General features: G+C 65.8%; 16 protein-coding genes. 5 read left to right on the top strand and 11 right to left on the bottom strand.

What is annotated here, in order from left to right:
• The first annotated feature begins 69 nt into the window (after positions 1–69).
• Positions 70–1,896, top strand: coding sequence for a hypothetical protein (locus KF724_01355; protein ID MBX3354326.1), 1,827 nt, complete (start codon positions 70–72; stop codon positions 1,894–1,896).
• Positions 1,897–1,901: 5 nt separating this feature from the next.
• Here the strand turns inward: KF724_01355 and KF724_01360 are convergent, their stop codons facing one another.
• From KF724_01360 to KF724_01370, 3 genes are all read right to left on the bottom strand, one after another.
• Positions 1,902–3,878, bottom strand: a complete 1,977-nt coding sequence (locus KF724_01360) for a hypothetical protein (protein ID MBX3354327.1) — start codon at positions 3,876–3,878, stop codon at positions 1,902–1,904.
• A gap of 338 nt (positions 3,879–4,216) precedes the next feature.
• Positions 4,217–4,996, bottom strand: coding sequence for a hypothetical protein (locus KF724_01365; GenBank protein MBX3354328.1), 780 nt, complete (start codon positions 4,994–4,996; stop codon positions 4,217–4,219).
• 13 nt (positions 4,997–5,009) lie between these two features.
• Complete coding sequence (locus KF724_01370) at positions 5,010–5,963, bottom strand: ABC transporter permease (protein MBX3354329.1); 954 nt, start codon at positions 5,961–5,963, stop codon at positions 5,010–5,012.
• 226 nt (positions 5,964–6,189) lie between these two features.
• Here KF724_01370 and KF724_01375 point away from each other — a divergent pair, with 226 nt between their 5' ends.
• Entirely contained in the window at positions 6,190–7,164 is a 975-nt protein-coding gene (locus tag KF724_01375) for a calcium/sodium antiporter (GenBank protein MBX3354330.1), read from the top strand.
• 9 nt (positions 7,165–7,173) lie between these two features.
• Here the strand turns inward: KF724_01375 and KF724_01380 are convergent, their stop codons facing one another.
• Entirely contained in the window at positions 7,174–8,979 is a 1,806-nt protein-coding gene (locus KF724_01380) for a peptide ABC transporter substrate-binding protein (GenBank protein ID MBX3354331.1), read from the bottom strand.
• Positions 8,980–9,055: 76 nt separating this feature from the next.
• Entirely contained in the window at positions 9,056–9,982 is a 927-nt protein-coding gene (locus KF724_01385; protein MBX3354332.1) for a hypothetical protein, read from the bottom strand.
• Positions 9,983–10,184: 202 nt separating this feature from the next.
• Between KF724_01385 and KF724_01390 the strand changes: the two genes are divergently transcribed.
• Positions 10,185–12,818: a hypothetical protein gene (locus KF724_01390; protein ID MBX3354333.1), complete on the top strand. Its 2,634-nt coding sequence runs from the start codon at positions 10,185–10,187 to the stop codon at positions 12,816–12,818.
• On the opposite strand, the gene KF724_01395 is transcribed toward KF724_01390, so the two are convergent.
• The 3 genes from KF724_01395 to pyrE all read right to left on the bottom strand — a co-directional run bounded on the left by KF724_01395 (position 12,803) and on the right by pyrE (position 15,337).
• The gene (locus tag KF724_01395; protein MBX3354334.1) at positions 12,803–13,801 is read right to left on the bottom strand and encodes a hypothetical protein; all 999 of its coding nucleotides are present in this window, start codon (positions 13,799–13,801) and stop codon (positions 12,803–12,805) included. The two genes, KF724_01390 and KF724_01395, sit on opposite strands and share 16 nt — an antisense overlap.
• Before the next feature lie 121 nt (positions 13,802–13,922).
• A complete protein-coding gene (locus KF724_01400) occupies positions 13,923–14,753 on the bottom strand; it encodes a glycosyltransferase family 2 protein (protein ID MBX3354335.1) in 831 nt (276 codons plus the stop codon).
• Positions 14,754–14,794: 41 nt separating this feature from the next.
• Complete coding sequence (gene pyrE, locus KF724_01405; protein ID MBX3354336.1) at positions 14,795–15,337, bottom strand: orotate phosphoribosyltransferase; 543 nt, start codon at positions 15,335–15,337, stop codon at positions 14,795–14,797.
• A 114-nt stretch (positions 15,338–15,451) separates the two neighbouring features.
• Between pyrE and KF724_01410 the strand changes: the two genes are divergently transcribed.
• The gene (locus KF724_01410) at positions 15,452–16,663 is read left to right on the top strand and encodes a glycoside hydrolase family 57 protein (GenBank protein ID MBX3354337.1); all 1,212 of its coding nucleotides are present in this window, start codon (positions 15,452–15,454) and stop codon (positions 16,661–16,663) included.
• 230 nt (positions 16,664–16,893) lie between these two features.
• On the top strand, positions 16,894–19,488 hold the full coding sequence (locus KF724_01415) for a hypothetical protein (GenBank protein MBX3354338.1): 2,595 nt from the start codon (positions 16,894–16,896) through the stop codon (positions 19,486–19,488).
• A 32-nt stretch (positions 19,489–19,520) separates the two neighbouring features.
• Here KF724_01415 and KF724_01420 read toward each other — a convergent pair whose 3' ends face one another.
• The 3 genes from KF724_01420 to KF724_01430 are packed head-to-tail and all read right to left on the bottom strand — an operon-like array spanning position 19,521 to position 23,588.
• Complete coding sequence (locus tag KF724_01420) at positions 19,521–21,044, bottom strand: O-antigen ligase family protein (GenBank protein MBX3354339.1); 1,524 nt, start codon at positions 21,042–21,044, stop codon at positions 19,521–19,523.
• A complete protein-coding gene (locus tag KF724_01425; GenBank protein MBX3354340.1) occupies positions 21,045–22,349 on the bottom strand; it encodes a sugar transferase in 1,305 nt (434 codons plus the stop codon).
• 60 nt (positions 22,350–22,409) lie between these two features.
• A complete protein-coding gene (locus KF724_01430) occupies positions 22,410–23,588 on the bottom strand; it encodes a glycosyltransferase family 4 protein (protein MBX3354341.1) in 1,179 nt (392 codons plus the stop codon).

Consider the following 23,588-nt stretch of genomic DNA (forward strand, 5'->3'; position numbering starts at 1 on the left):
ATCGTTCGGACGGCCCCATCGGCCGCCATCACCCGATCAGCCACCGAACCCGGGGCCACCGCACCTCGCATGCCCGCCATTCTCGTCTGGCTCTCCCGGCTCCTGCCGACAAACCCGATCTGCCTCCGGCTGGTGCAGGGCGGCTCACGACGCACTCGCCACCTCCTCATCCGAGGGGCCTATCTCGGGCTCCTGATGGTCCTTCTCTTCTTTGCGCTCCTGGGGCAGGAGGGCTCCATGAAGGAGCTCGCCCAGCGCGGCGCGGGGGCGAGCACACTGGCCGCCTTTGCGCAGGTCGGGCTCATCTGCATTCTCACGCCGATTTTCATGGCGGGCGCCATCGCGCAGGAGTCGAGCCCGCGCACCTGGGAGATCCTCCTCACGACGCCGCTCAACGCCCTCCAGATCGTGCTCGGCAGTCTCTTCGGGCGGCTCTTCTTTGTCTTCGGTCTGCTGCTTGCGGCGCTGCCGCTCTTCATCACCACGCAAGCCTTCGGTGGTGTTCCGGGTGAGGCGATCGTCGCCAGCACCTGGGTGGCGGCGGCGAGCGCAATGGTGATGGGCGCGGTGGCTGTCGCACTGAGCGTGGTCGGCGGTGCCGGCAAGCGGAGCGTCTTCATCTTCTACGCGGCGGTGCTGGTCTATCTCTTCGCCACATGGGCGGTCGATCTGCTGCTGCGCGAGCCGGTGGCGGTCGGAAGCACGGCAACCTTCACGACCGTCACGACGCCGCTGAATCCATTCCTTGTGCTCGAGTCGGTGCTGATGAGCAACAGCTACCAGCCGCATGAGCTCGCGGGAACTGGCGCGGGGGCGCTCACTTCGTTCTGGTTCGGTCGTCCGGTCGCCGCCTACGGCTGGCTGTGCATCATCGTGACGACGGTGCTGATTGCAGCCAGCACGCTCTCGGTGCGACGGATCGGAAGCCGCGCGGTGGCGCTTCCGCTCTGGCGGCGCCTCTTCGGCAAGGCGACTTCGCGCTCCGAGCGAGCGGCGCGCAAGGTCGGGACCAATCCCGTCGCGTGGCGCGAACGGCACCTGCGGTCCGGCAGCGCCATGGCGATGGCCGGGCGGTGGGCCTTCTTCGTGCTCGGCCTGCTCTCGGGCTTCGTGCTGCTCATCCTGCACTGGCGCGGCACGCTCGACTCGGCGCAGTTGCGGGTCGCGCTCGGCGCGCTCCTGGGCGCCGAGACGCTGGTGGTTCTCTTCACGGCCATCAATCTCAGCGCCACCGCCGTCAGTCGTGAGCGCGAGGATGGCACACTCGACCTGATCCTGACGACACCGATTCAGCCGGGGCCCTATCTCTCAGGGAAGCTGCTCGGGCTCTTTGAGTTCCTGCTCCCGATGATCCTCGTGCCACCACTGACGCTGGCGCTCGCGGCGATCTATGTCCTCGGCAACGGTTTCGGTGTCGCCGGCGGCGTGTCGGTCACGGAGATTGTCGGGACCACCCGCGTGGAAGTGCCGCTGATCCTGCCCGAGGGCGCGATCACCTTCGGCGCCGTCTTCGTCGCCTTTACGGCGTTCTGCATCATGGTCGGCCTGCAATGGTCCATTCGAAGCAAGGGCACCATCGGGAGCACGCTGGCGGCGGTTGGCGTGACGCTGGCGGTGGCCGGAGTGCTGGGACTCTGCGGAGGTGCGGCGGGTGCGTCTATTCCCGTTGTGGGTGCGGTCATGGTGGCCTTGAGCCCCGTGAATCTTCTCGCTGCAGTGGTGTCACCGGGGTGGGCCGTGAGCGGCAGCCTGGAAGACCCGGTGGCCGCGCGCACGGCGCTGCTGGTGGGGTCAGCCATTGCCGTCGTCGCCTTCCTGGCCGTCGTGGTCGGCATGCACATGACCATGAAGCGGAGCTTCATGTTCACGGTTCGCAAGCTCGCGGGAACGAACTGACTCGATCAGCCCCAGTTGCCCAGCAGGATGGCGATGTCGGCGCCATTCACGACGCCATCGCCATTCAGATCGGCCGCGCAGCCGGGGCAGGGGCCCCAACTGCCGAGCACGATGGCGATGTCGGCGCCGTTGACGACACCGTCGCAGTTGAGATCGGCGGGAATGCACCCCGGCCCGAGGTCGAGCGAGGCGTGGTCCATGGTGATCAGGATGCCCTTGCCGAACTTCTCCCAGAGCGTGTAGGCGACCTCGCCTGCATCGTTCGTCACATTCTGCGATCGGAGGAACTCCATGTACTCGCGTGTCGAGACCTCGTGGAGCAGGGAGACGACCGCCTGCGAAGCGCCGGGAGGAATCGCAAAGAGCGTGTCATCCCAGAACTGGCCGTCGGCGTAGGTGTAGCCGACGGGCGCTGCACCGATCGAGGCGTAGGCTTCATTCGTGAATCCGCGCGGAGGAATCCGGTTATCGAAGAAGCGCGTGTTGGCGAGGGCGAGGTGGAAGTTCTTGCCTGCGGGCAGGCCGACGACCTTGGCGACGCTCTCATCGAAACCGTGCAGCGTCTCGTAGATCTTCGTGTCGCGATCGATGAGCTCCGCCTCCACGAAGTCATATGCGCCGCGCTCCGCAATGAGCGTGCGATCGGGGCCGTAGAACTTCACATTGAGCCACATGCGACGGCCCTCGGGGTAACCCGTCGGGAGCTTGTGACCCGTCTGGTTGATGACCCGGGCGCGAAGCTGTCCGCCCACTTGATCGAGCTCGAGGTCGGAGGCATCGCGCAGCATCTGGATGGTCCGCGCGCGGCCTGCCTCGACGCGCTCCTTGGTGAGGCCGGCGAACTTCGCATCCTCGCCGAGCTGGTAGGCGATGGCGGCCACGACCCAGTGGTTGGCGCCGGCCATCGAGTGCTGCGGCATGTCCTTGCGCGTGAAGAAGGGCGGGAACTCGTAGAAGGTGCATCCACCGCCGACCTGATCGGGCATGTGGCAATCCTGGCAGGAGCCGATCGGCCCCTTGTTGTTGCCGCCGAAGCGTCCGTCGGGGAAGACCACGCCCTTCGTGGCGAAATCACTGTTGAGCCACTCGCTGTAGGTGCGCTGCTCGGGGAACATGTCGTGCCCATCGAGCGAGGGGTGCGCCTCGTTCATCCGGCTGATGGCAAAGGTCCCATTCGGCTGAAGCACGAAGACGGGGTTGCTCACATCGTGGCAGGTCCCGCAGAACTCGCTCTTCTGGTGGAAGGGTGAGGTGATGAGGTCGACGGGCTCGCCGAGTTCGCTGATGCCGTGGAAGTTGAGCGGAACATCATCGAAGGGGCCGCGCCGCACATCGCGTGGGTCGACCACATACTGCGCGTTGCCGACGCCAACGGGCAGCAGGCCCTGCTTCGCGAGCGACTCGATGATCACGAGATCGGGCTCGGGATCGTTGTTCTCCGGATAGCCGATGGCGCTGTCGGGCCCAAGCACGGGATTGACCACGCGGTGGCAGAAGTGGCAGTTGACGCCGTCGAAGTCGTCGGGAATGAAGTCATTGGTGGTGCCATCGGCGCCGCGACCTCCGAGCCACGCACCCGGTGCATGGCAACGGATGCAGAAGGTCCCGGCGCCTGCGGCATCCTGGTTGGCAATGGCCAGCGCGGCGTGCCACACGGGGTCGCGCGCGGACTGGCCCATCACCGAGGCCACCCATGTGTCGAGCGGCGCGAACTCGATCGAGTAATCACTGTGGCAGAAGGAGCAACTGATGGCGCCCTGCACGCGCGCGAACTCGCTCGCATTCGGATTGGGTTGAGTCCCCGGAAGGAAGAAGTCATCCGGCGTCGTCGGGAGTTGCACCTGCCCACCGGCGGTTCCACCGCGATCGCCGCGACCACCGGGGGTGCCAAGCGCGAAGGGAGAGACCACTACAGCCATCAGAAGGAACGCGCCAGCAGTCAGAAGCGTGCGCGTTCGGAGTGCGAAACGAGTGCGTGTCATGGATCTCTGGAACTCACCTTCAAGGGTCGCTTTGAGCGGGGATCACGGCGTCGAGTGCAGTCGTCACACTCGACGCCAAGGGTAGTCGTCACCTTGCGCCGCGGTCTTGCACAAGGTGATGAGAACCTGCGAACTCCGGGCCGCGCCGATCGTCTGATCGACCCACACCATCGTGCGAATCGTCAGACGCGGATCAACCCCGAACCGCGGACATCGCGGAGGAAACTGGAGCGAAACAGCCGGTCGCCTGCGTTGAGTTCATTGGAATGCCGTGCACATCGGAGGCGCTCAACGGCTGGCTCCTCTCTGAGATCACGAGCAGACCGATAAGAACGCAATCAACCGGGAGGTGTCGAACTGCCGGCGGACTTCGCGCGCTCGGCCATGACCTGCGCTTCGACTCTGGCGAGCAGGGTGCGCTCCATCGCGACATCCCGCGCGATCGGAGTCCATTGCGTGGGCAGGCGCGTGGAGTCGTCGACTCGAGGGTCGGTGCGCTGGGCATTGACCGGATCGGTCCATGTTGAAGTGAGCGAGAGCGACCAAGTGTCGGGCTTGAGACCCGTGGTGAAGCCGCGCTCGATGTAGACCCATGCTCGAAGTTCAATGGCGCCCGAATAGCGCTCGAGGTCGAAGCGCCGCTCAGCCGGAGTGCTGCCCGGAAGCGCGGGGCCGGCAAGTTCGCCCTGCCCGGTTGGCGCCGGCAGTTCGAAGCCAGTGGGCACAAACTCAAATCGCACGCGGCGGCGCTCGTACTGAAGCGTCGCATTGACGGTCTGTTCGAAGCCCGATGAGTCCAGTCGCCACGGCTCGACAAGGGAGCCGATGTGCCGTGGCGCCGTCTCGATGACACCGATCGAGCGATCGGAGAGAACCGCGGGCATGCCGACCTCACGAGCCTGATCGAGGCACGCGCGGAAGACGGCGTCGTACTCCTCGGAGCGCAGCTCGATGATGTCCGGGCCATTCATGGAGTTGCACGCCGGAAGGGCAAAGACGCCAACGGTCATCGCCATGAGTGGCGCCCATGCGGTGCGGAGCGCGGCGCAGCATGCCGCGCAGGCGACCGTGCGCCGGGCGCGCGCCAAGGGCTTGCGGAACACTCGCCAGCGAGTCATCACCGCGCTGAGGCTACTTCAACTGGATTCGAGGGTCTACCCACGCGTAGAGGACATCGACGGCCAGGTTCAGGATGATCAGCATGGTGCTGTAGACGAGCACCACGCCCATCACCAGCGTGATGTCCTTCGACAGCACGCCGTCGACGAAGTGTCGGCCGATGCCCGGAACCGCGAACACCTTCTCCACCACAAAGCTCCCGGTCAGGGCGGCGGCGGTCGCGGGTCCCAGGTAACTCAGCACCGGCAGAAAGGCATTCTTGAGGGCGTGCTTGAGTGCGGTCTTCCAGCGCGGGAGTCCTTTGGCGCGCGCGGTTCGGATGTGATCAGTCGCCATCTGCTCGATCATGCCGAAGCGAACCAGTCGCGCGATGTACGCGGCAAATGGCAGCGAGAGTGTGATGGCCGGCAGAACGATGGCCGCCGGAGTTCCCCAGCCACCGACGGGGAACCACCCGAGCAGGGCGCCGAAGAAGATCAGGAGGATCGACCCGGTGACGAAGCTCGGCAGGCTGATGCCGAGAAGCGAGACGACTTGGGCACTCCAGTCCCACGCCGAGCCGGGGCGCAATCCGGCAATCACGCCGGCGCCGAGTCCGATGAAGAGCGCGAGCAGAATGGCACAGAGCCCGAGTGTGATCGACACGGGGAGCCCGTCGGCGAGGATCTCGTTCACGGTCCAATCGGGATTGCGAAGGCTGGGGCCGAGGTCGAAGAGCGTGGCGCTTCGGCCAAGCACCCATGAGACGCCCGACGCTCGTCCGAGGTAGGAGAAGTAGAAGGTGACGGGATTGTTCAGGCTGTACTGCGCCTCCATCGCCTCGATGACGGCCTGCGGTGGTTGGCGCCCTTCGGGCTGGTCCATGGGTGAGCCGGGGATGAGCCACACCAGCACGAAGGTGGCCGTGTAGATCGCAAGGACGATCAACGGAAGCTGCACCAGGCGTCGGGCGATCAGCGACAGCACGGGGGGAGCGTAGAACTGATTTCGCGCTGCCGCGAACCCGCCCCGCGCGATCGCGGCGTTCGCCCTGCAGAAGCGGCCACGATCATGAACGCCGCCGGGGCGTGCGCGGGCGGAACCACGGGGGAGCGGCGGCCGCAACCACGCTGGTCGCGCCGGTGGTCAGCAGAGTCGGTTCGCCGGTCCCGGCGGAGGTGGCCCGTTTCCCACATGTCCGGGCGGTGTCGGCATGGGAGAATCCGACAACGGCTCCACCATGCTCACGAATCTGTTGTTCATCCTGCTGGCTTTGCTCATGCTCTTCATCGGCGCCGAGGGGCTTGTTCGCGGCAGTGCCGCGCTCGCGCGGCGGGCGGGGCTCAGTCCGCTCGTCGTGGGGTTGACGGTCGTTGCATTCGGGACGAGCTCGCCCGAGCTGGTGGTCAGTGCCAAGGCGGCGCTTTCCAATCAAGGCGACATCGCTGTCGGCAATGTTGTGGGTTCGAACATCTTCAACATCGCCGTCATTCTGGGTGTGACCGCGCTGGTGTTTCCCGTTCCCGTGCATCTCCAGGTCATCAGGATTGACGCGCCGATCGCCCTGGGCGTGACGGTGCTGCTGGTGATGCTCCTCCTCGATCGAGCCGTTGGACGCATCGAGGGTGCGCTCCTGCTCGGGGGAATCCTTGGGTACACATGGATGAACATTGTTCTCGCGAGGCGTGAGGGGGCGGCGACGGCGGCCGATCCCGGTGAGCCATTGATTCCGCGCCCGTCGCGCCATTGGGCGATCGATCTCCTGTTCATCGCAGGCGGCCTTGTGGTGCTGGTCATGGGGTCGCGGCTTCTGGTGAGTCACTCGGTGGACCTCGCCACTCGGTTGGGGGTCAGTGAAGCGGTGATCGGGCTGACCATCGTGGCGGCGGGCACCAGCATGCCTGAGCTCGCGACCTCGCTCGTTGCCGCCATTCGGCGGCAGCCCGACATCGCGGTCGGCAATGTCATCGGCTCCAATGTCTTCAACTCGCTTGGCATTGTTGGCGCGGCGTCGATGCTCGCACCGCTCAGCGCACCGGGCATCTCGTCGCTGGATCTCGCGGCCATGGTCATCGTGACCGTCGTGCTGCTGCCGCTGCTCGTCACGGGGCGCCGACTCCAGCGCGTGGAGGGCATTGCACTTCTTGCGATGTACGGCGTGTATCTCGCGCTGCGCTGGCCGGGGTGAGGGGCGGGGTTACTCTCGAGCGCCGGCGGCCTGCAACTCACCGCGCCCCTCCGCGCCCGAGCGGTCGACACGGATCCGCCCGAGGTACTGCTTGAGCCCCGAGTGGTGCGTGATGCCGCTCACGCGCTCGGGGTCGTAGAGGTAGATGGTCACCATGGTGCAGATGGGCACCTTGGGGAGTTCCTCCTCGACGAGGATCCGCTCCGCTTCGGAGAGGATGCCGAGGCGTCGCGCGGGATCGCGCTCCTCGGCCGCCTCGGCGAGCAGCGCATCGAAGCGATCGTTCGAAAAGCCGCGCACATTGTTGCCGTCGCCCGTGCGATTGAGATCGAGCCAGGTCAGGGGATCCCAGTAGTCGCCGTACCAGCCGCCGCGGGCGATCATGAAGTTGCCTTGCCGCAGCGCATCCTTGTAGAGCCGCGACTCCAATCCGCGCGGTTCAACCTGCACCCCGAGATGGCGCCGCCACATGTCTCGCAGCGCCAGCGAGAGATCGCGATAGCGCGGACTCGTCGAGGTGTAGAGCAGGTCCACCGTGGGGAAGCGTCGCCCCTCGGCATCCTGCACGAAGCCATCGCCGTTGCGATCAATCCATCCGGCTTCGGCGAGTTCGCGTCGCGCCCGCTCGGGATCGAAGCCGAGGCCCTCGGGTGAGTGGTATCCGTCAATCGACCCGCGCGGAACGAGCACATTCGAGACAGGCTCGTTCAACCGAGTCACCTGATCGACCAGCACCTGGCGATCCACGGTCAGGGCGAACGCGCGGCGCACACGAGCATCGGCGAAGGGATTCGTGCGTCCGCTCGCGAGCGACGGTCGGCAATTGAAGCTGAAGAAGTCGGTGCCGAACGATGGCACCACATGGACATCGCGCCGCCCGGCAGCCACCATCTCCGCGCGATACTCAACGAGCAGCTCCGGCAGCCAATCCGCCGCGCCGCTCTTGAACGCCAGCACCGCCGTGGTCGCACTCTCGATTGGAATCGCATCGATGCTCTCGGAAATCGCCTGCGATGGGTCGCGGAAGTGGGGATTCCGCTCCAAGCGCAGGTTCCGCTTGTAGCGCCACTCGACCAGGATGTACGGCCCATTGCTCACCAACTGGCCCGCCTTGGTCCAGCCGGGCTCCTGCACCAGCGCGCCCCGCTCCGGATCAATGCGAGTGAAGCGCTCGACCGTCGGCGGATGCACCGGCCCGAGAGATGGAAATGCACACAGGTCGAGCCAGTAGTGCGTGGGGCGGGCCAGGCGCACGACCAGGGTGCGATCATCGGGGGCGAAGATGCCCACCGTCTCCGCGAAGTGATCCAGCGCGCGCTGCCAGAGCGCGTCCGCGCTCTCCACCTGCTCGCCCGCATTGCGGCGCCGATTCCACTCGGCCAGTTGCTCCGAGCGCCAGTTGAAGAACGCCTCGGCTCCGTCAATCACGAAGAGGAAACCCGTGTAGTCCGCGGCCGTGTCCGGCAGAAGCAGGCGCCTCCATGCGTAGAGGAAGTCGCCCGCGCGAACGGGGTCGCCGTTGCTCCAGCGCCCCTCGGGGTGCAGGTGGAAGGTCCAAGTCAACGCGTCATCAGAGACTTCCCAGCGCTCGGCGGCGGCGGGCACGAGCTTCCCCTGAGGGTCGATCGCCACCAGCATTTCATAGAGCGCCCTGGCAAAGCGGATGTCGTGCTGGAAGGTCATCCGCTGCGGATCGAGCGTGAATGCGTCGACGCTGTTGACGAAGACGAACTCGGCCCGCGGCTTCGGTCGATCGAGCGCCACCACGCCGATGAGCGCAGCCACAAGAAGGATCACCGGGAGGAGCAGGCGCATCGCGATGAAGCTTAGGGAGTCACCCCATGCCCCCGCGTCGCCGCAAGTGAATCGCCGCGACCGCCCCCAGCGTCACTCAGAAGAGGCCCGAAATCTGGTCGACAATGGAGCCGCTCGAAGTGAAGGCCCGCTTCAAGGACTCGCTCGCATCCGGGGGTGCTTGCGTCGACATCGTCTTAATGGACCGCAGCACCGGCGAGAGTTGGCGGCCGTAATCCGGCCTCGCGGCGGCTGGCATATCGATCACCTGACGGCGGATTCCCACCAGCGTCCGCTGCACGGCACGCATGACCTCTGGCGTGGTCTTGGCCAATTCGATCTGTCGCTGGAGCACACGGATGAGCTCCCCGCGCACCGTCTCGAGGTTCTGCGGCGGCAGGCGCCACCCCGCCTGGAAGGTCAGCGCCGAAGCCAGTTCGGCCAAGGCGACCCATGAGGTCTCGCGGTCGGCCGCTTCACGGGTCTTTCTGGCCAGTGCATCGGCCTGCGCTGGGTTGAGCGAGTAGGGGGGGGTCGGTGCGCCGAGGGTGCGGCAGGCGTGGGCGAGGAAACGAGCCGCCGCGATGCGGACCGCTTCTCGGGGTTGGTTGAGCGGGCTCGCGTTGTCGGCGAGCTCTTCGAGCGACTCGGCCGTCAGCAGGAACGGAAGCACGGAGAGCGCGTTGACGGCTCGGAACTCGTCGTCGCTCTTGAAGAAGTCCCGCAGCTTGGCTCGAACCGCGTCGGCGTAGGCACGGCGGAAGATGTCGGTGACACCAGGCGTTCGCGGAGGCTGAACGAGGTCCTGTCGCCCACGGCTCACATCGGCGGGGTTGGAACTCTTGAGGAGAGCCACCTGCGCTTCAACGCATCGGTCGATGGCCGATCGTTCAGCGTCGGTCAGTGCGCGCGAGGCCGTGACGATGTCACGAGGAATCGGGCACTGCGCCGTCGCCATGGCGGCGGGGAGGAGCACTGCCGCGAAGGTCAGCAGGGACGCACGAATCGGCAGGAAAAGCCGCATGAGAAGAGCGGGAACCGTATCGGGGGGACCCCCTTCTGTCAACGCATCGCCCCCGGACCCCGTGACCGCGGACCTCACCGTGAATGGGCCCCGGACCCATTGAGCCGCCGGGTTCATGGCCGACGATCGTCGGTGTCGCGAGGCCCATCCCGAGCCGCTCGCGCCCGCGCGGGGTCTGATGCACTTTCCTAGACTCCGATCGATGAACGCGTTGCTCGTTGCAGGCCTCGCGGCGGCATTGACCTTCCAGGGTGGTCAGGAGCTACCGCCGTCGGCTGCTCCCGGCGCCGCCAATCGGGGGCTGGATGACAATCAGCAGGGACGCGCACCGGCAGGCGACGCTGGCTCGATCGACGGGTCCACCGCACCACAGGCTCCGGCCGCGCTCGACGCGGGCACGGCGAGCGGTGAGATCACTGACCCGGGCCCCGAGATTCCTGCGATTGACGCCCCGCGCGCCACTCCAGAGGCCCTTGAGGCGATGACGACAGCCTTCAAGCCTCTGCTTGCCGAAGCGTGGCTCCGTGAGTTGATCCTGACGCTCGGTGCGGCCGATGTCGGACCGGAGAGCTTCGAACCCGCCATCGATCTTGCCCTCGCTGCTGCGGAACTTCAACCGGAGGATGTTGAAGTCTGGCGCGTCCTGCTGATTGCCGCGCGAATCGCGGAGCCGGGTGTGCCCCGTGCCGCAGACCTTGAGCGTCGGGCCGTCACTCAGATTGCTCGTCTTGATCCAAGGGACCAGGTGGCGCAGCTTCTTCGCATTGTCCAAGCGGTGCAGACTTTTGAGACGGCGGACGAGCGCCTCGCCGCATTCCGCAAGCTGCTGACGCCGGAATCTCGACAGATTCTTGGGCCCGGGCTCGCCTCGCGCATCGCGTTTGAGCAGGCGTTGCTTGAGAGCCGCATCGGCGACACCGACGCCTTTGCCCGTTCGCTTGCCGAGGCGGTGTCGCTCGACCCCGCCTTCCCCGCGGCGACGGAGCTTGCCGCAGGTTTCTTCGCGGGTCGCGTGAATGACCCCGCTGCGGCGGCTGAGCTGCTCGTCGCGGCGATCGTCGCCAATCCGACGAATCGCGCCACCTATGTCGACCTCGCGGCCATTCTCATGGCCGAGGGCGCCTATCGATCGGCGGTCCGCATCCTGCGCCTCGCGCTCATCATCGCCGAGGGAGTCTCGATGGAGGCGACCAATGACATCACCTGCGACCTGGCGCTGGCGCTCTGGGGCGCGGGCGACCCGACTGCGGCCATGACGCTGGTGCGGAACAGGATTGATCGGCTCGATGATGAGTATCGACGAGTCATGTTTCGCTTCGAGCGAGGCATGCCCGAACGGGAGTTGGACCTCCAGCGGGCACCACTCTCCACGCTGATGGCGGCGCTGTGGGCGACCTTGGCGCAGGCCACCGACTCGCCTGACATGGAGCGGGCGATGGCGCGCATGGCCATCAACTACTCCGCTCGCGCGGAACGCTTCGCGAGACTCCCCGATGGAGGCGTGCGTCAGCTGGCCGAACTCTCGATCGACAACGCCTGGACCACACTGCTTCTTGGCGGCGACACCGCGCTCGTGCCGCAGTTGGTCCTGACGGCCAACACCGCGGTGCCGATGGAGGATGACGCACTCAACCGCTTTGTCGGATGGCAACGCTTTCGCTCGGGCGATTTCGAGGGCGCCATCGAAGCGCTCGCGCCACTGGCACCGAACGACAACATGGCGCGGCTCGGGCTCGGACTCGCCAAGGTCGCCCACGGCGATGAACGCGATGGCGCGCGAGAGATCCTCGCCGTCGCCAATGCCGAGCGAGGCACTGCGTTGGGCCTCTTCGCCGCAGACCGTCTCTTCTCGCTGATTCAGGCGCGACCGGGCCCGGGGCCGGCAGCCGCCGGGCTCGATGCGGCGGTGGCGCAGTTGCCGCAGGGCTTCGATCGGTTCATTGAGTCGGCGTCGGGCGCGATCGGGATCACGATCGAGCCCGAGAAGATCCGATACGAGGCGTTTGAAACCGTGCGATTCCGGGTGACCATCACGAACCGCAGCCAGTTGACGCTGGCCATCGATCCGGTCGGTCCGATTCAGTCGCGCGCCGCATGCTCGGTGACCGTGAGCACCATCGGACTCGAGTCGAAGCCGCTGCCACCCGCGCTCATTCCCATCGATCGCCGGCTCGAGCTTGCCCCGCGCGAGAGCATGACCTTCACTTACAACGCCTCGCTCACCGCGTTGGGGGTCGTGCTGGCGACTCGTCCGCAAACGGGAGCGACCGTCGTCGCTCGCTGCGTCGTGAACCCCATTCCGGCCGATCCGCGAGTCAGAGTCGGTTTCATGGGCCGCGACATCGAGAGCCCTACAGTCCGAATCGATGGTGTGCGGCTCGATGCCGCGTGGCTTGACGAGACATGGGCCGCCGTGCGGCAGCCCGAATCGCTGCTTGACCCTCGACGGCTGGTGCTGCTAAGTCACGCGTTGCTGCTTCGCGAAGATGTCATGAACCGGCCTCGCATGCAGGAGCTCGCCGATCAATGGACGGAGCTTGCCGAAGCGTGGAAGCGGCTGCCTCCCGTGGCCCAATCGTGGGTGATCATGCTCCTGCCTCATGGTGAAGCGAGCCAGACCTTCTTCGACATTGCGGCCTCGTCGAGTGACCCGGCGGTCCTGACTTCCCTCTTGCTTCGGCATGTCCGCGGACCGCGCGACGCGCTGCTCGATGTTGGTCGACGGCATCCCGATGAGCGTCTTGGTCGTCTGGCCGAAGCGGTGCAGAAGACGATCGAGCGGCGCCTTGAAGATCGACAGCGCGACTTCGGGCTCGGCGATCAGCCGGCGCCGTGAGATTCCCGAGCGATCCTCGCGGCGGCTGACTGTGCCTGCATGCGCTCGGCGAGCGCTGAGCGCAAGCGTCGGATGATGCCCCGCGACGCAACGAGCCCGGCGGGCACAAAGAAGATCAGCTCCGCAGCGCGACCGACGAGCTCCGCGGCGAGGCCCGCCTCAACGGACACACCGGCGAGCGGCGTGGCGAGCAGGCCCACCGCCCACTCGCGGATTCCAAGACCGTTGCCGATGAATGGCACCAGGTTCGCGAGCATGGCCACGCAGGCGAATGCGAGCGCGGTCGAGGGTGAGATCTCCTGGCCGACGAGGGCAAAGCACGCCCACGCGCGGAGCGCCCAGAGCAGCAAGTCGAGCCACCGGGCGAGCAGGGCGAACGCAAAGGGACGAAGGCTCGGCCATGGCAGGAGCGGGAGCGCGAGGAGCCCGGCGAGGAGCGGCAGCCACCACGCGTGCGCCTCGGACCCTGTGAAGCGCATCTGCCGATGGACCAGCCAGAGGGAGCCCGCGAGCATCACCACTGCCGTGAGGCTCACCATCGTCGCCTCGGCAATCGAGAGCACGCTCTGCTGCACCTTGATGCGATTGACGAGGTGGTGATACGCCACGCGTCCGGCAAGCCCGGGCTGAAGCGGAAGGAAGTTGCCCAGCGTGCTCGCGCAGACGAGCCGGAACATCTCGCCGAACTCAACGCGACCGAAGCGCCGGATGAGGACCAGCATGGCGATGGTCGTGAGCATCGTCGTGCCCACCACGGCGGCGAGGAGCGCCCCGAGCGCCGCGGGTGAAGGCGACGCGAGCGCCGAGAGCGCTCGGCCGAACTCGTTGCCGCGCGTCAGGACCACCGCGAAAGCGGCGAGCACCAGCAGTCCGCCGGTGATGGCACCCGCCAGCCGGAGCTTCTTGCGAATTGACCGATCGACCGGAGTGGCCCAGACGCCGGGGTCGTCGGGAGCCGTCACCTGCGCCGGCGGCGCGGGCATGGGATGCGCCGGTGAAGGGGAAGCACCGAAGCCGTGCGGCAGAGGCGCTCGGCTCGCGCTCGGGTCCGCGGACGCGCCCTGCTGCGGATCTCCTGGGGCGGGAGATGCGGGTTCGTTGCTCTCAGGCATGAACCCCCCGTACGGCCGCCTCGCTCAGGCCGATCTCCGCGCGCGTCGTACCCCGTTTCCGTGTGGCTTCAAGTCGCTCCAGGTTCTCTCCCTCGAAGCGCCGGTCATGTTCGTGGTGCCAGAGATGAAGCACGGTGGTGGCGCCCCCGGCCCGTCGCACCCGCACGCCGGCGTTGATGAGGCGAATGGCGAGGTCGCTATCTTCGTAGCCCCAGCCGACGAAGCGCTCGTCAAAGCCGTTCACCCGCTCGAAGTCACTCCGCCAGATGGCGAGATTGCAGCTTCGCACGCTGCGCCACTCGCTTGATGAAGGCCCGGCAGCCATCGACCACGGGGTGTGCGCAAGGCCACGCCATCGATTCACATCGCCACGCAGTCTGGCGCGCAGCCAGGCCAATCCACCCCAGGTGTGAACCGGCAGGGAGTCGCGCAACACGCGCTCCGAAAAGGCCTGTGTCAGCAGTGCTCGGCTTCCGCGCGCGAGCGTGCCCTGCGTCGCGGCAGCGGCGTGACCTGCCACGAAGTGCGGTCTCGGAATGCAGTCACCGTCAAGGAAGATGAGCCGATCGGCGGAGCTGCCTGCTGCGGCGCGATTGCGGATCGCGCCAGCGCGGAAGCCCTCGTCGGGATGCCAGACATGATGGAGTCGCCCCTCGAACCGTGGCGCGAATGAGTCGACCAGGCGGCGCGTCGCCTCGCCACTGCCGTCATCGGCGACATGTACCTCGAAGGAAGGGGCCCCGCGCTGCACGAGCAGACCGGCAAGCACCGCACCGAGCGCATCGGGTCGGTTGTAGGTCGTCACGATCACCGCGTGATGCATGTCGCTCTCCGCTCGGCGGCGTCGGAACCCCGCGCGACGCCTCACTCGGCCGAAATGCCGAGATCACGGACCGTGAAGAGGGCGTCGAAGGTGAGCCCGGCCCGTTCGACATTCTCGCGAGCGCCCTCGAGGCGATCGATCGTCGCGATCACATGCGTGACGATCGCGCCCGCGCCGCGAAGCACCTCAACCGCCTCGAGCGCCTGGCCACCGGTGGTAGCGACATCCTCGAGCAGCACCATGCGATCGCCGGCGCGGATGGCCCCCTCAAGTTGCTTCGCCGTGCCATAGTCCTTCTTCGCGTTCCGTACGAAAACACATGGCAGGTCACACGCAAGGCTCGTCGCGCTGACGAGCGGAATGCCACCAAGTTCGGCACCCGCGATCCTCACCGTGCCCGCGGGAAGGCGCGCGGCAAAGAGGAGCGCAAGGTTGCGCAGGATCTCCGGCTGCGTGGAGAAGAGGTACTTGTCGAGGTAAAAGCTGCTGGTTCGGCCGCTCCGCAGTGTGAAGGTTCCGCGAAGGAGCGATGCGTCGGCGATCCGCCGGGCGAGCGCGCCGCGATCGACTCGATCGGCCGTCATCGTGGCCGTGGCCGAAGCAGGGGATGGAATCCGACAGTCGCTCATGGTGGTGATTCCGGCAAGGGGCTCGCCAGCGGCTCCGTGGATGACCGAGGAGGGTAGCATCTTCGCTCCATGGCCTCGGTGTGCTTCTACTTCCAGGTCCACCAGCCCTATCGATTGCGGCGTTACTCCGTCTTCGACAGCGATCCCTTCTACTTCGACAACGAAGCGAACGAGCGGATCCTTCGCAAGGTGGCGGACAAGTGCTATCGCCCGGCCACGCAGAAGATTCTCGATCTGGTGCGGCGCCATGAAGGGCGCTTTCGCGTCAGTTACTCGATCACGACCACCGCGCTCGACCAGCTTCGCGCGTGGGCGCCGGATGTCATCGAGATCTTCCAGAGGCTTGGCGACACGGGGGCGTGCGAGTTTCTGGGCGAGACGAGTCATCACAGCCTGAGCTTTCTCTTCTCTCGCGACGAGTTCAGCGAGCAGGTTCGGATGCACGACGAGACGATCCGCCAGCTCTTCGGCCAGACGCCGCGCGTCTTCAGGAACACGGAGCTCATCTTCAACAATGAGCTTGCTGGCCACATCGCGTGGATGGGGCAGCACCGCGCCGTCATCTGCGAAGGCGTGGAGCGGCTCCTCGGCTTCCGCAGCCCGAACTATGTCTATGTGCCGCCGCCCGATGCAACGCCCGCCGGGCACTCGCCAGTGCGGTTGCTGCTCAAGAACCATCGCCTCAGTGATGACATCGCATTCCGCTTCGGGCAGCGCTCATGGAAGGAGTGGCCGCTGACGGCGGAGAAGTTCGCGCAGTGGGTCAACCTCATCAACGGCGACGGCTTCGTCTGCAATCTCTTCATGGACTACGAGACGCTCGGAGAGCACCAGTGGGCCGACACGGGCATCTTCGAGTTTCTCGACGCCCTGCCGGAGAAGGTCTTCGATGTGAACCCGGGTCACAACGACTTCTTGACGCCGAGTCAGGTGATCGACTGCTACAAGCCCATCGGTGAGTACAGCTCGGAGAAGTTCATCAGCTGGGCCGACACGGAGCGAGATCTCTCCGCATGGCTGGGCAATCCGCTTCAGGACAACGCGGTGGCGGAGCTCTACAAGCTCGAAGCGCCGGTGAAGGCGAAGCATGCGGCGGGTGATCCGTACATCCTCGAGGATTGGCGGAAGCTCACCACCAGCGATCACCTCTACTACATGTGCACCAAGTACTGGGCCGATGGTGATGTGCACAAGTACTTCTCCCCCTACGACAGCCCGTACGACGCGTACATCAACTTCATGAGCGTCATCGACAACCTCCGCGTGCGCGCCGAGGGGTGATTGCTCGTCGCGCCGCGGTTCGATGGCGATCAGTGGAGATCAACACGGAGCAACGGTCGGAGTTGTCCGCTGCACGCGGCTTCGTGAACGCTCGCACGGACCTCGATCGAGTCTCGCCACATTGTGATTGCGGGGTGACGCGCGAGTCGGTACCGTCAGGCGCGTCGATCGCGTGCTGAAGCTCGGATGTCGCCCGACTCGGCGCGCGACAGGCGGTGGAGGGTTCGGCCATGTCGACGGTTTCATCGACGCTCTCGCTTCGAAGTGTGGGCTCAGTCGGAGTCGGAATGCTGGCGGTCGCGGGTGCACTCGTCGCGGCACCAGACCTCGAAGTCTGTCCCCCCGAGGGGCACTCCTGTTTCGAAGTCGGACCGCCGGGATGCGATGACTTCGGGTGCTGCACGGTGATCTGTTCAGTGGATCCATTCTGCTGCCAGACCATGTGGGACCAGATCTGCGTCAACTTGGCCTATGGGTTGTGTCTTGTGCCGGGCTGCCTGCCCCCGTGCAGCGGAGTTTCCGAAGCCGAACCGTGTGGAGGTGACTCGAATGGTGGATGCAACATGCTGCTCCCCCAGTTCGAGCCAGTCCTCTGCGGGCAGACCATCTGCGGCACGGTGTGGGCGGTGGACGGTACACGCGACACGGATTGGTTCGAGTTGACGGTTCCCGAGCCCACGATTGTCACCCTGATTCTCGAGGCGGAGGCATCAGCCATCGTTGGGTTCGTCAATGCCAATGAATGCGCGCTGGTCACAGGCGTCTCACCCTTCGCCATCGCGCCGGTTTGCGGTTCCGCAACGGTGTCTCATTGCATACCCGCAGGGTCCTGGTGGATCTTCGTCGCCATCGATGGCTTCAGTGGAGTGCCGTGTGGCACCGTCAACCAGTACAGCCTCCAGATTGAGTGCCAGGGCCCATGTCCCCAGCCAGTTTGTGGCGATGGGGCTTGCAATGGTGACGAGTCGGCGGAGAACTGTCCGCAGGACTGTGACCTTGCCGCGCTCTGCGGAGGTGGCGGCCCTTGCGACGAACCTCACCAGGGCGTGGGCTGTCAGAACCTTCTCTGTTGCTCCCGCGTGTGCATGCTCGACTCCTTCTGCTGTCTCGTGCAGTGGGATGCCCTGTGTGCCAAGGAAGCGTTTCAGTATTGCATCGATCCACTGATCTGCGAAGGTCTCTGCGATGGTGACCTCGATGGCGATGGCCTCGTCGGCGGAGCCGATGTCGCGTTGATTCTCGGTTTCTGGCAGGCGAACGAGGCCTGCATCGACATCAACAACAACACGATTGTCGATGGAGCAGATCTCGCCATCGTGCTCGGCAACTGGGGACCATGTCCGATCTTTGTCGGCCCCGCATCGCTTGGCTTCGGCCAAGCCCGGGTGGGCGAGACCAATGTTGATGCTGTCACCGTCCGTAATCCTTCGCCGATCGGTGCGGGTGTAGTCGCCATCGCATCCTCATCCCCTGACTTCACTGTGCTGCCACCCGTGCCGGCCGCACTTCCCGGCTACACCTCCGTTCCGCTGGTGGTGCGATTCGAACCTTCAATGGTCGGCGCCCAAGACGCGCTTCTCACCATCAAGCTCGATGACGGCTCGATCGTCGAGGTGCCCGTGTTTGGCGAGGGGATCGAAGATCAGGACTCACCTTTCGAGGAGTGGCTTGATCTCGAGGTGTCGTTGGCCGCCATCGCAATCGATGATCTGGCCCAGACGGTGTATCACTATGTGCTCTCGATCTTCCCGCGAGGGCCCGTGTCGCTGGCCCACAGTCCGGCGTCGATCGAGGTGGTCGCATCGGAAGTTGTCCCCGGCGCCGAGGTGATCATTCCGAATCCCGAAGTCCGCTTCGGCACCTTCGGTTACCTCCCGTTCATGGTGCTACCACCAGCTGGTGGCTTCGTGCCGGGACAGCGGAACACCGTTCTCGTCATTGTTCGTAACCCGATCGGTGGGATCATTGGGATCTACGAGGTCAACATCCCGGCTGAGCCTGCGCCGCCACCCGCGCCGCCATGTCCGTGTTCACCTCCAGCCGAGCTGATGCAGTATGCGACGGCCACCGCCTACTTCCCAGACAGCCCGATCATGAACGATCCGAAGCCCGGCGTCTCCTTGGAAAAGGTTGCCATGGTCCTTGTCCGGCTGGAGGGTCCCAAGCCTGAGACCTGCTGCCTGGGTGATCAGTCGCTGTTCCGGATCAAGGTGAACATCAGTTCAGCGTTTGAGGTTCCTGTCGTCGCACCTCCGACTGGTCCTGACTTCTGGCTCACCGTCAACCGGATCCACACTGGCCATGCGTTGATCAGGGCTTGTCGAGGCGCGGAGGGCATGTCGATCTTCGCCACGACATGTGGCCTTGATCACGGCTTCAGCTCGGTCGGCGGCGGGCGCAGCGCTTTCGACTGCCCGGGCGACAGCCCACTGCCTCCATGGGGCGCGAAGATCGGCAAGATCGAGCTCACGACCGACTTTGAAGTTCCGATTCGATGTTCGAACTCCGACCCTTGGAACTGCTATGCCAAGGCGCGTGACTTCGTGACGGAGATCTTCTTCAATGGTGATGACAACGAGCCGCAGCAGGTGCCGGGATCGGGGGGAATCCAGGTGTTCTGGACTGCGGAGTTCGGCGGCAGTGGGTGCGAGCTGAACCCCGTGACCGCCACGATCAAGCGCATCATCTTTGTTCGAGGTGATGATGTCTATTCGCCGGATCAACACAGCGCGGGCTGGCTGCATCGGCGCGGTGATCCCGATGGCGATGGTCGGAACAATCATCGTGAACTGGTCGACGGAACAAACCCCTTGGTGGCGGACTGAGAAACGCCTCCAGCGGAGAGACCAATTGCGAGTCAACCGTTGATACGAAGGGCTCGTTGGGCATGTCCGGTCGGCGATCCGAGGGCGCCGAGCATGGCAAGCACCACCACGGAGCCGAGACTCGTCGAGTTGATCGAGGCATCGAAGATGGCGCCGATCGCCCAGAGGAGAATGGCGGCGGCGCTCGCGAGTGGCAGGGGATCGCGGCCTCGTGTCACGATGGTCCGCGTGAGCACGGATGCCCATGCCAGCAGCCACGCCAGAACCCCGAGAAGGAGACCGATGACTCCGCCCTCGGCGAGCAGTTGCAGCCAGGTCGAATGCGGATGGCTGCTGTTGAGACGGGAGCGAAGATCGTGCTCGTTCTCATCCGCCGTGCGATCGGCATACTCGCGGTCGATCACGACGCGAAGCCACGCCTCCATCTCGGGCCGAAGGCGCGCTTCGCGGATGGCGGTGGCGGCGCTGCCCAGTCCGAGCCCGCGCCACGGATGCTCGCGGAAGCCGTCAAGGACGGCGCTCCAGTAGTAGCTGCGAAGGTCGTAGTGCACGATGCCTCCCATCGGGGGCGGAGGGATCGCTCCAGGTGCGGCATCGGGAGATCGCTCGGCGGCGCCTGGTGCGAAGGCGCTGTCCGATGCATCGCGGGCATCCGATTGGCCTGTTGGCGGCGCGCCTTCATGCGCCGATTCGACCGGCCCGCGCAATTGCTCCGTCGTCTGTCGCAGGCGGACGGCGATCGAGGGACCCATGAAGGGCCACGCGGCAAGTGAGGCGATCGCGCCCACGACCACGAGGATGACCACGCGAGCCCGCCGCTCCGGCAGCATGATGAGCGCCCAGCCTAGGAGCGCGGGCAGCACGAGCGCGAGCGCGGCGAGCTGGCGTCGCGTGCCGCTGGCGACGGCGCCAAGCAGGTTCACCATCATCAGGACGAGGCCAAGCGCGGCCGGCCGCGCTCCCATCGACAGCGCCATGGCTGCACCGCCGCAGACACCGATGGCATCCCATAGTCCCGCCTTGCCCGGATCACTCGTGAACCCGCCGAAACGGGCCATGCCGTCATAGTTCCATGCGCCTCGGTGGAGCGCATACTCGCCGCACTGCACGAGCGCTTGAAGCGTGATGCCGCCGAGCAACGCACCCGCCAGCCAATGTGATCGAAGAAGCAGCGGCGCGAGCACCATCGGCAGCAGGAAGACTCGCAGCGAACCCAGCAGGTGAACACCCCGATCAGGCTCGTGACTCCATGTGATGGAGAGGGCTAGCCACGCGACGAGCGCGATCACCACGGGCGTCGGCGTCCAGCCGAGGAGAGGGCGCAAGAGCGGCAGCGTCACTCGCCACCGCGCGAGGAAGATTCCAAGCAACACGGCAGACATGATGTTGCCCGGCGCGGTCCCCAGTGGAAGCACCGCCATGAAGAGAAGCCCCGAGGCCAGATGCACCGCATGCCCCGCAGGATCGCGCCGTTCGCAGGCCGAGAGCACGCTCGCCCATTCGCGGTCCATCGCGCGGCGGCCGCGCCCTTGCAAGGCCGGGGGAATCACACCCATTCAGCGAGCACCCGATCCGGTGGCGACGGTCTTCACGGTGCGATACAGGATGTAGATGTCGAGCGCGATGGAGCGGTACTTGATGTAGTAGAAGTCGTGCTCCAGCTTCTCGATGGTGCCCTTGACATCGCTCGCATAGCCCGAGCCGATCTGCGCCCAGCCGGTCACACCGGGACGCACGAAGTGGCGAAGGCCATAGAAGGGGATCTCCCTTTCGAACTGCTGCACGAAGGCGACCTGCTCCGGCCGCGGGCCGACGAGGCTCATGTCGCCCTTCAGGATGTTCCAGAGTTGCGGAAGCTCATCGAGTCGCGTGGAGCGCAGGAAGCGCCCCACCCGCGTGATTCGATCATCGCCCCGCGCGGCGAAGCGAGCAGTGTTGTCCTGCGGCTCGTGGCGCATGGTCCTGAACTTGACCATGCGGAAGACTCGCCCACCCTGGCCCACGCGCGGCTGCCAGAAGAGCGCCGGCCCCTTCGAGTCGAGCCTGATGGCGAGAGCCGAGAGGATCATCAACGGGAGCGCCACAGGCAGAATCAGCAGGCAGAGCCCGATGTCCATGAGTCGCTTGAGCGGCCCGAAGAGCGGTGGAGGCTCGGCGTTCGAAAGGTGAATCTCGCTGAAGTGGGTGAGTGAGACGCGCCCCGTCGCCGCCTCATAGACGCTGGCGGCGTGATAGACGGGGAGTTGCCGCATGGCGCAGTCGGCGAGGAATCGGGTCCATGAGGCGTCAAGCGGCGCGTGCAGATCCGCCACCACCCCATCGAGACGAGCTCGATCGCGTCCGTTGCGCGACATGAGCGGATCGACGGTCGGCTCATGAAGGTGCATGAAGGTCACATGCGGCACCTGCGAGAGCATGGTGGTGTCACCGGCGGGCACGACGGCCAGCACCATCGATCGATCCTTCCTCCGCGCATAGAAGCGAAGCAGCGCCCAGAGGAGTGTCACCGCGAATGCCACGGCGACATAGGAGCGCGAGTAGTAGGAGCGCGACGCAAGGAGGAGGCCCGAGAGCGAGAGGAAGCAGACGATGACGATGGGCACCACCGTGAAACCGCTTCGCGTGCCCGGGTACCGCATGGCGCGGTCGATGAAGAAGCCGGCGACAAGAAATGCCGCAACGGAGGCGACGATCATGACCCATGCCTGCCCGATCCAGCGGTCGAGCGTGATGTCATACGCCGCCGCCGTGGCGAGGCCCACCATGGCGGTCACGCCGAGGAGGTACCAGAGCGCCCGGACCAGCGGCGCATCGGTGGCACGGCTCTGCAACGCAAGCGGATTGACGGGCTTGAGCGTCACGAAACTCGACAGTGTACGAGCGCTTGCATGGCGCGGTGGCCGATGGCGGTGCCTGCAGAATCAGAGCCCCAGAGCGTCGAGAATCGCGTCATCCACGCGGCGGGCGTCGAAGCGCTCTTCCGCAATTCGTCGGCTCTCACGGCCCATGGACTCCACGAGAGGCCGATTCTGCGCGAGGGTGCGCATGGCCTGGGCGAGGGCGCGGGCATCGCCCACGGGCACGAGCATGCCGTTGCGGTTCGGCTCGATCGGTTCGCGGCAACCGACCGCGTCGGTGGTGATCACCGCCCGGCCGATCGCCATGGCTTCGAGCATCACCTTGCTGGTGCCTTCACGATGCGAGGGAAGAACGAAGACGGTGGCCGAGCGCAGTGCGTCGCGGACATCGTCGACTTCGCCTGGAAGAGCGATCACGCCCTCCCGGCGCCACTCGTCGAGGTCGCGCTTCGACACGGCGGTCGGGTTGTCATCGATCCCGCCCACGAGCGTGAAGGTGCACTTCGGAGCATCGGCTCGCACGAGTCGTGCGGCGTCCACGAACTCGTAGGCGCCCTTGTCGCGCAGGAGCCGGGCCACCATCACGAAGTGCACAGTCGGCGGATCGGGAAGCGGCGCCTGGGCGAAGCGCTCAAGGTCGACACCCGAACCCGCCACAAGCTCGATTCGAGGCGCATGACCCGCGGCGCTCCCCGACGCGCGGACCGATGGCACCACGCCAAGGCGGGTGAAGAGTTCGAGATCATCGCGGTTCTGGAAGAAGACGACATCGCACGCCTTGAACGCCTTGCGATAGAGGCGCGCGGCGACGGCCCGGATAAGCCGGCGCTTCAGCCCACTCCCCGTGAAGGCATAGCCGAGTCCAGTCACCATCGCCCCGACGCGTGCAACTCCTGCACGCCGCGCGGCAACTGGGCCATACGCCACGGGCTTCGGGTTGTAGCAAAGCACCGCGCTCGGACGAAGCGATCGAAGCTCGCTGAGCATGGCACGGCGCGTGGCCAAGTCTCGCAGCGGGTTCGTGCCACCGCCATCCATCGGAACGGTGTGGAGGGTGACGCCTGTATTGGTAAGGCGCGTGCGCGCCTGGGCGAGGCGACCCTCGGGATCGTCGCCCGCCTGAACCGCCCGCTCTGCGGTCAGCGCATGAACCTCGTGTCCGCGCGCCTGCGCAGCTCGAATCAGCGATCCCCGATAGGCCAGCACATACTCAGGGTTCTTCCCAATGAGGCAGAATCGCAT

This window comes from Phycisphaeraceae bacterium, assembly GCA_019636735.1.
Taxonomy (GTDB): Bacteria; Planctomycetota; Phycisphaerae; order Phycisphaerales; family SM1A02; genus VGXK01.

What these genes read in the sequence shown, in the direction of transcription:
- KF724_01355 (MBX3354326.1), top strand. Translation starts at nt 70, where the DNA reads ATGCCCGCCATTCTCGTCTGGCTCTCCCGGCTCCTGCCGACAAACCCG.
- KF724_01360 (MBX3354327.1), bottom strand. Translation starts at nt 3,878, where the DNA reads ATGACACGCACTCGTTTCGCACTCCGAACGCGCACGCTTCTGACTGCT.
- KF724_01365 (MBX3354328.1), bottom strand. Translation starts at nt 4,996, where the DNA reads ATGACTCGCTGGCGAGTGTTCCGCAAGCCCTTGGCGCGCGCCCGGCGC.
- KF724_01375 (MBX3354330.1), top strand. Translation starts at nt 6,190, where the DNA reads ATGGGAGAATCCGACAACGGCTCCACCATGCTCACGAATCTGTTGTTC.
- KF724_01380 (MBX3354331.1), bottom strand. Translation starts at nt 8,979, where the DNA reads ATGCGCCTGCTCCTCCCGGTGATCCTTCTTGTGGCTGCGCTCATCGGC.
- KF724_01385 (MBX3354332.1), bottom strand. Translation starts at nt 9,982, where the DNA reads ATGCGGCTTTTCCTGCCGATTCGTGCGTCCCTGCTGACCTTCGCGGCA.
- KF724_01390 (MBX3354333.1), top strand. Translation starts at nt 10,185, where the DNA reads ATGAACGCGTTGCTCGTTGCAGGCCTCGCGGCGGCATTGACCTTCCAG.
- KF724_01395 (MBX3354334.1), bottom strand. Translation starts at nt 13,801, where the DNA reads ATGCCCGCGCCGCCGGCGCAGGTGACGGCTCCCGACGACCCCGGCGTC.
- KF724_01400 (MBX3354335.1), bottom strand. Translation starts at nt 14,753, where the DNA reads ATGCATCACGCGGTGATCGTGACGACCTACAACCGACCCGATGCGCTC.
- pyrE (MBX3354336.1), bottom strand. Translation starts at nt 15,337, where the DNA reads ATGACGGCCGATCGAGTCGATCGCGGCGCGCTCGCCCGGCGGATCGCC.
- KF724_01410 (MBX3354337.1), top strand. Translation starts at nt 15,452, where the DNA reads ATGGCCTCGGTGTGCTTCTACTTCCAGGTCCACCAGCCCTATCGATTG.
- KF724_01415 (MBX3354338.1), top strand. Translation starts at nt 16,894, where the DNA reads ATGTCGACGGTTTCATCGACGCTCTCGCTTCGAAGTGTGGGCTCAGTC.
- KF724_01420 (MBX3354339.1), bottom strand. Translation starts at nt 21,044, where the DNA reads ATGGGTGTGATTCCCCCGGCCTTGCAAGGGCGCGGCCGCCGCGCGATG.
- KF724_01430 (MBX3354341.1), bottom strand. Translation starts at nt 23,588, where the DNA reads ATGCGATTCTGCCTCATTGGGAAGAACCCTGAGTATGTGCTGGCCTAT.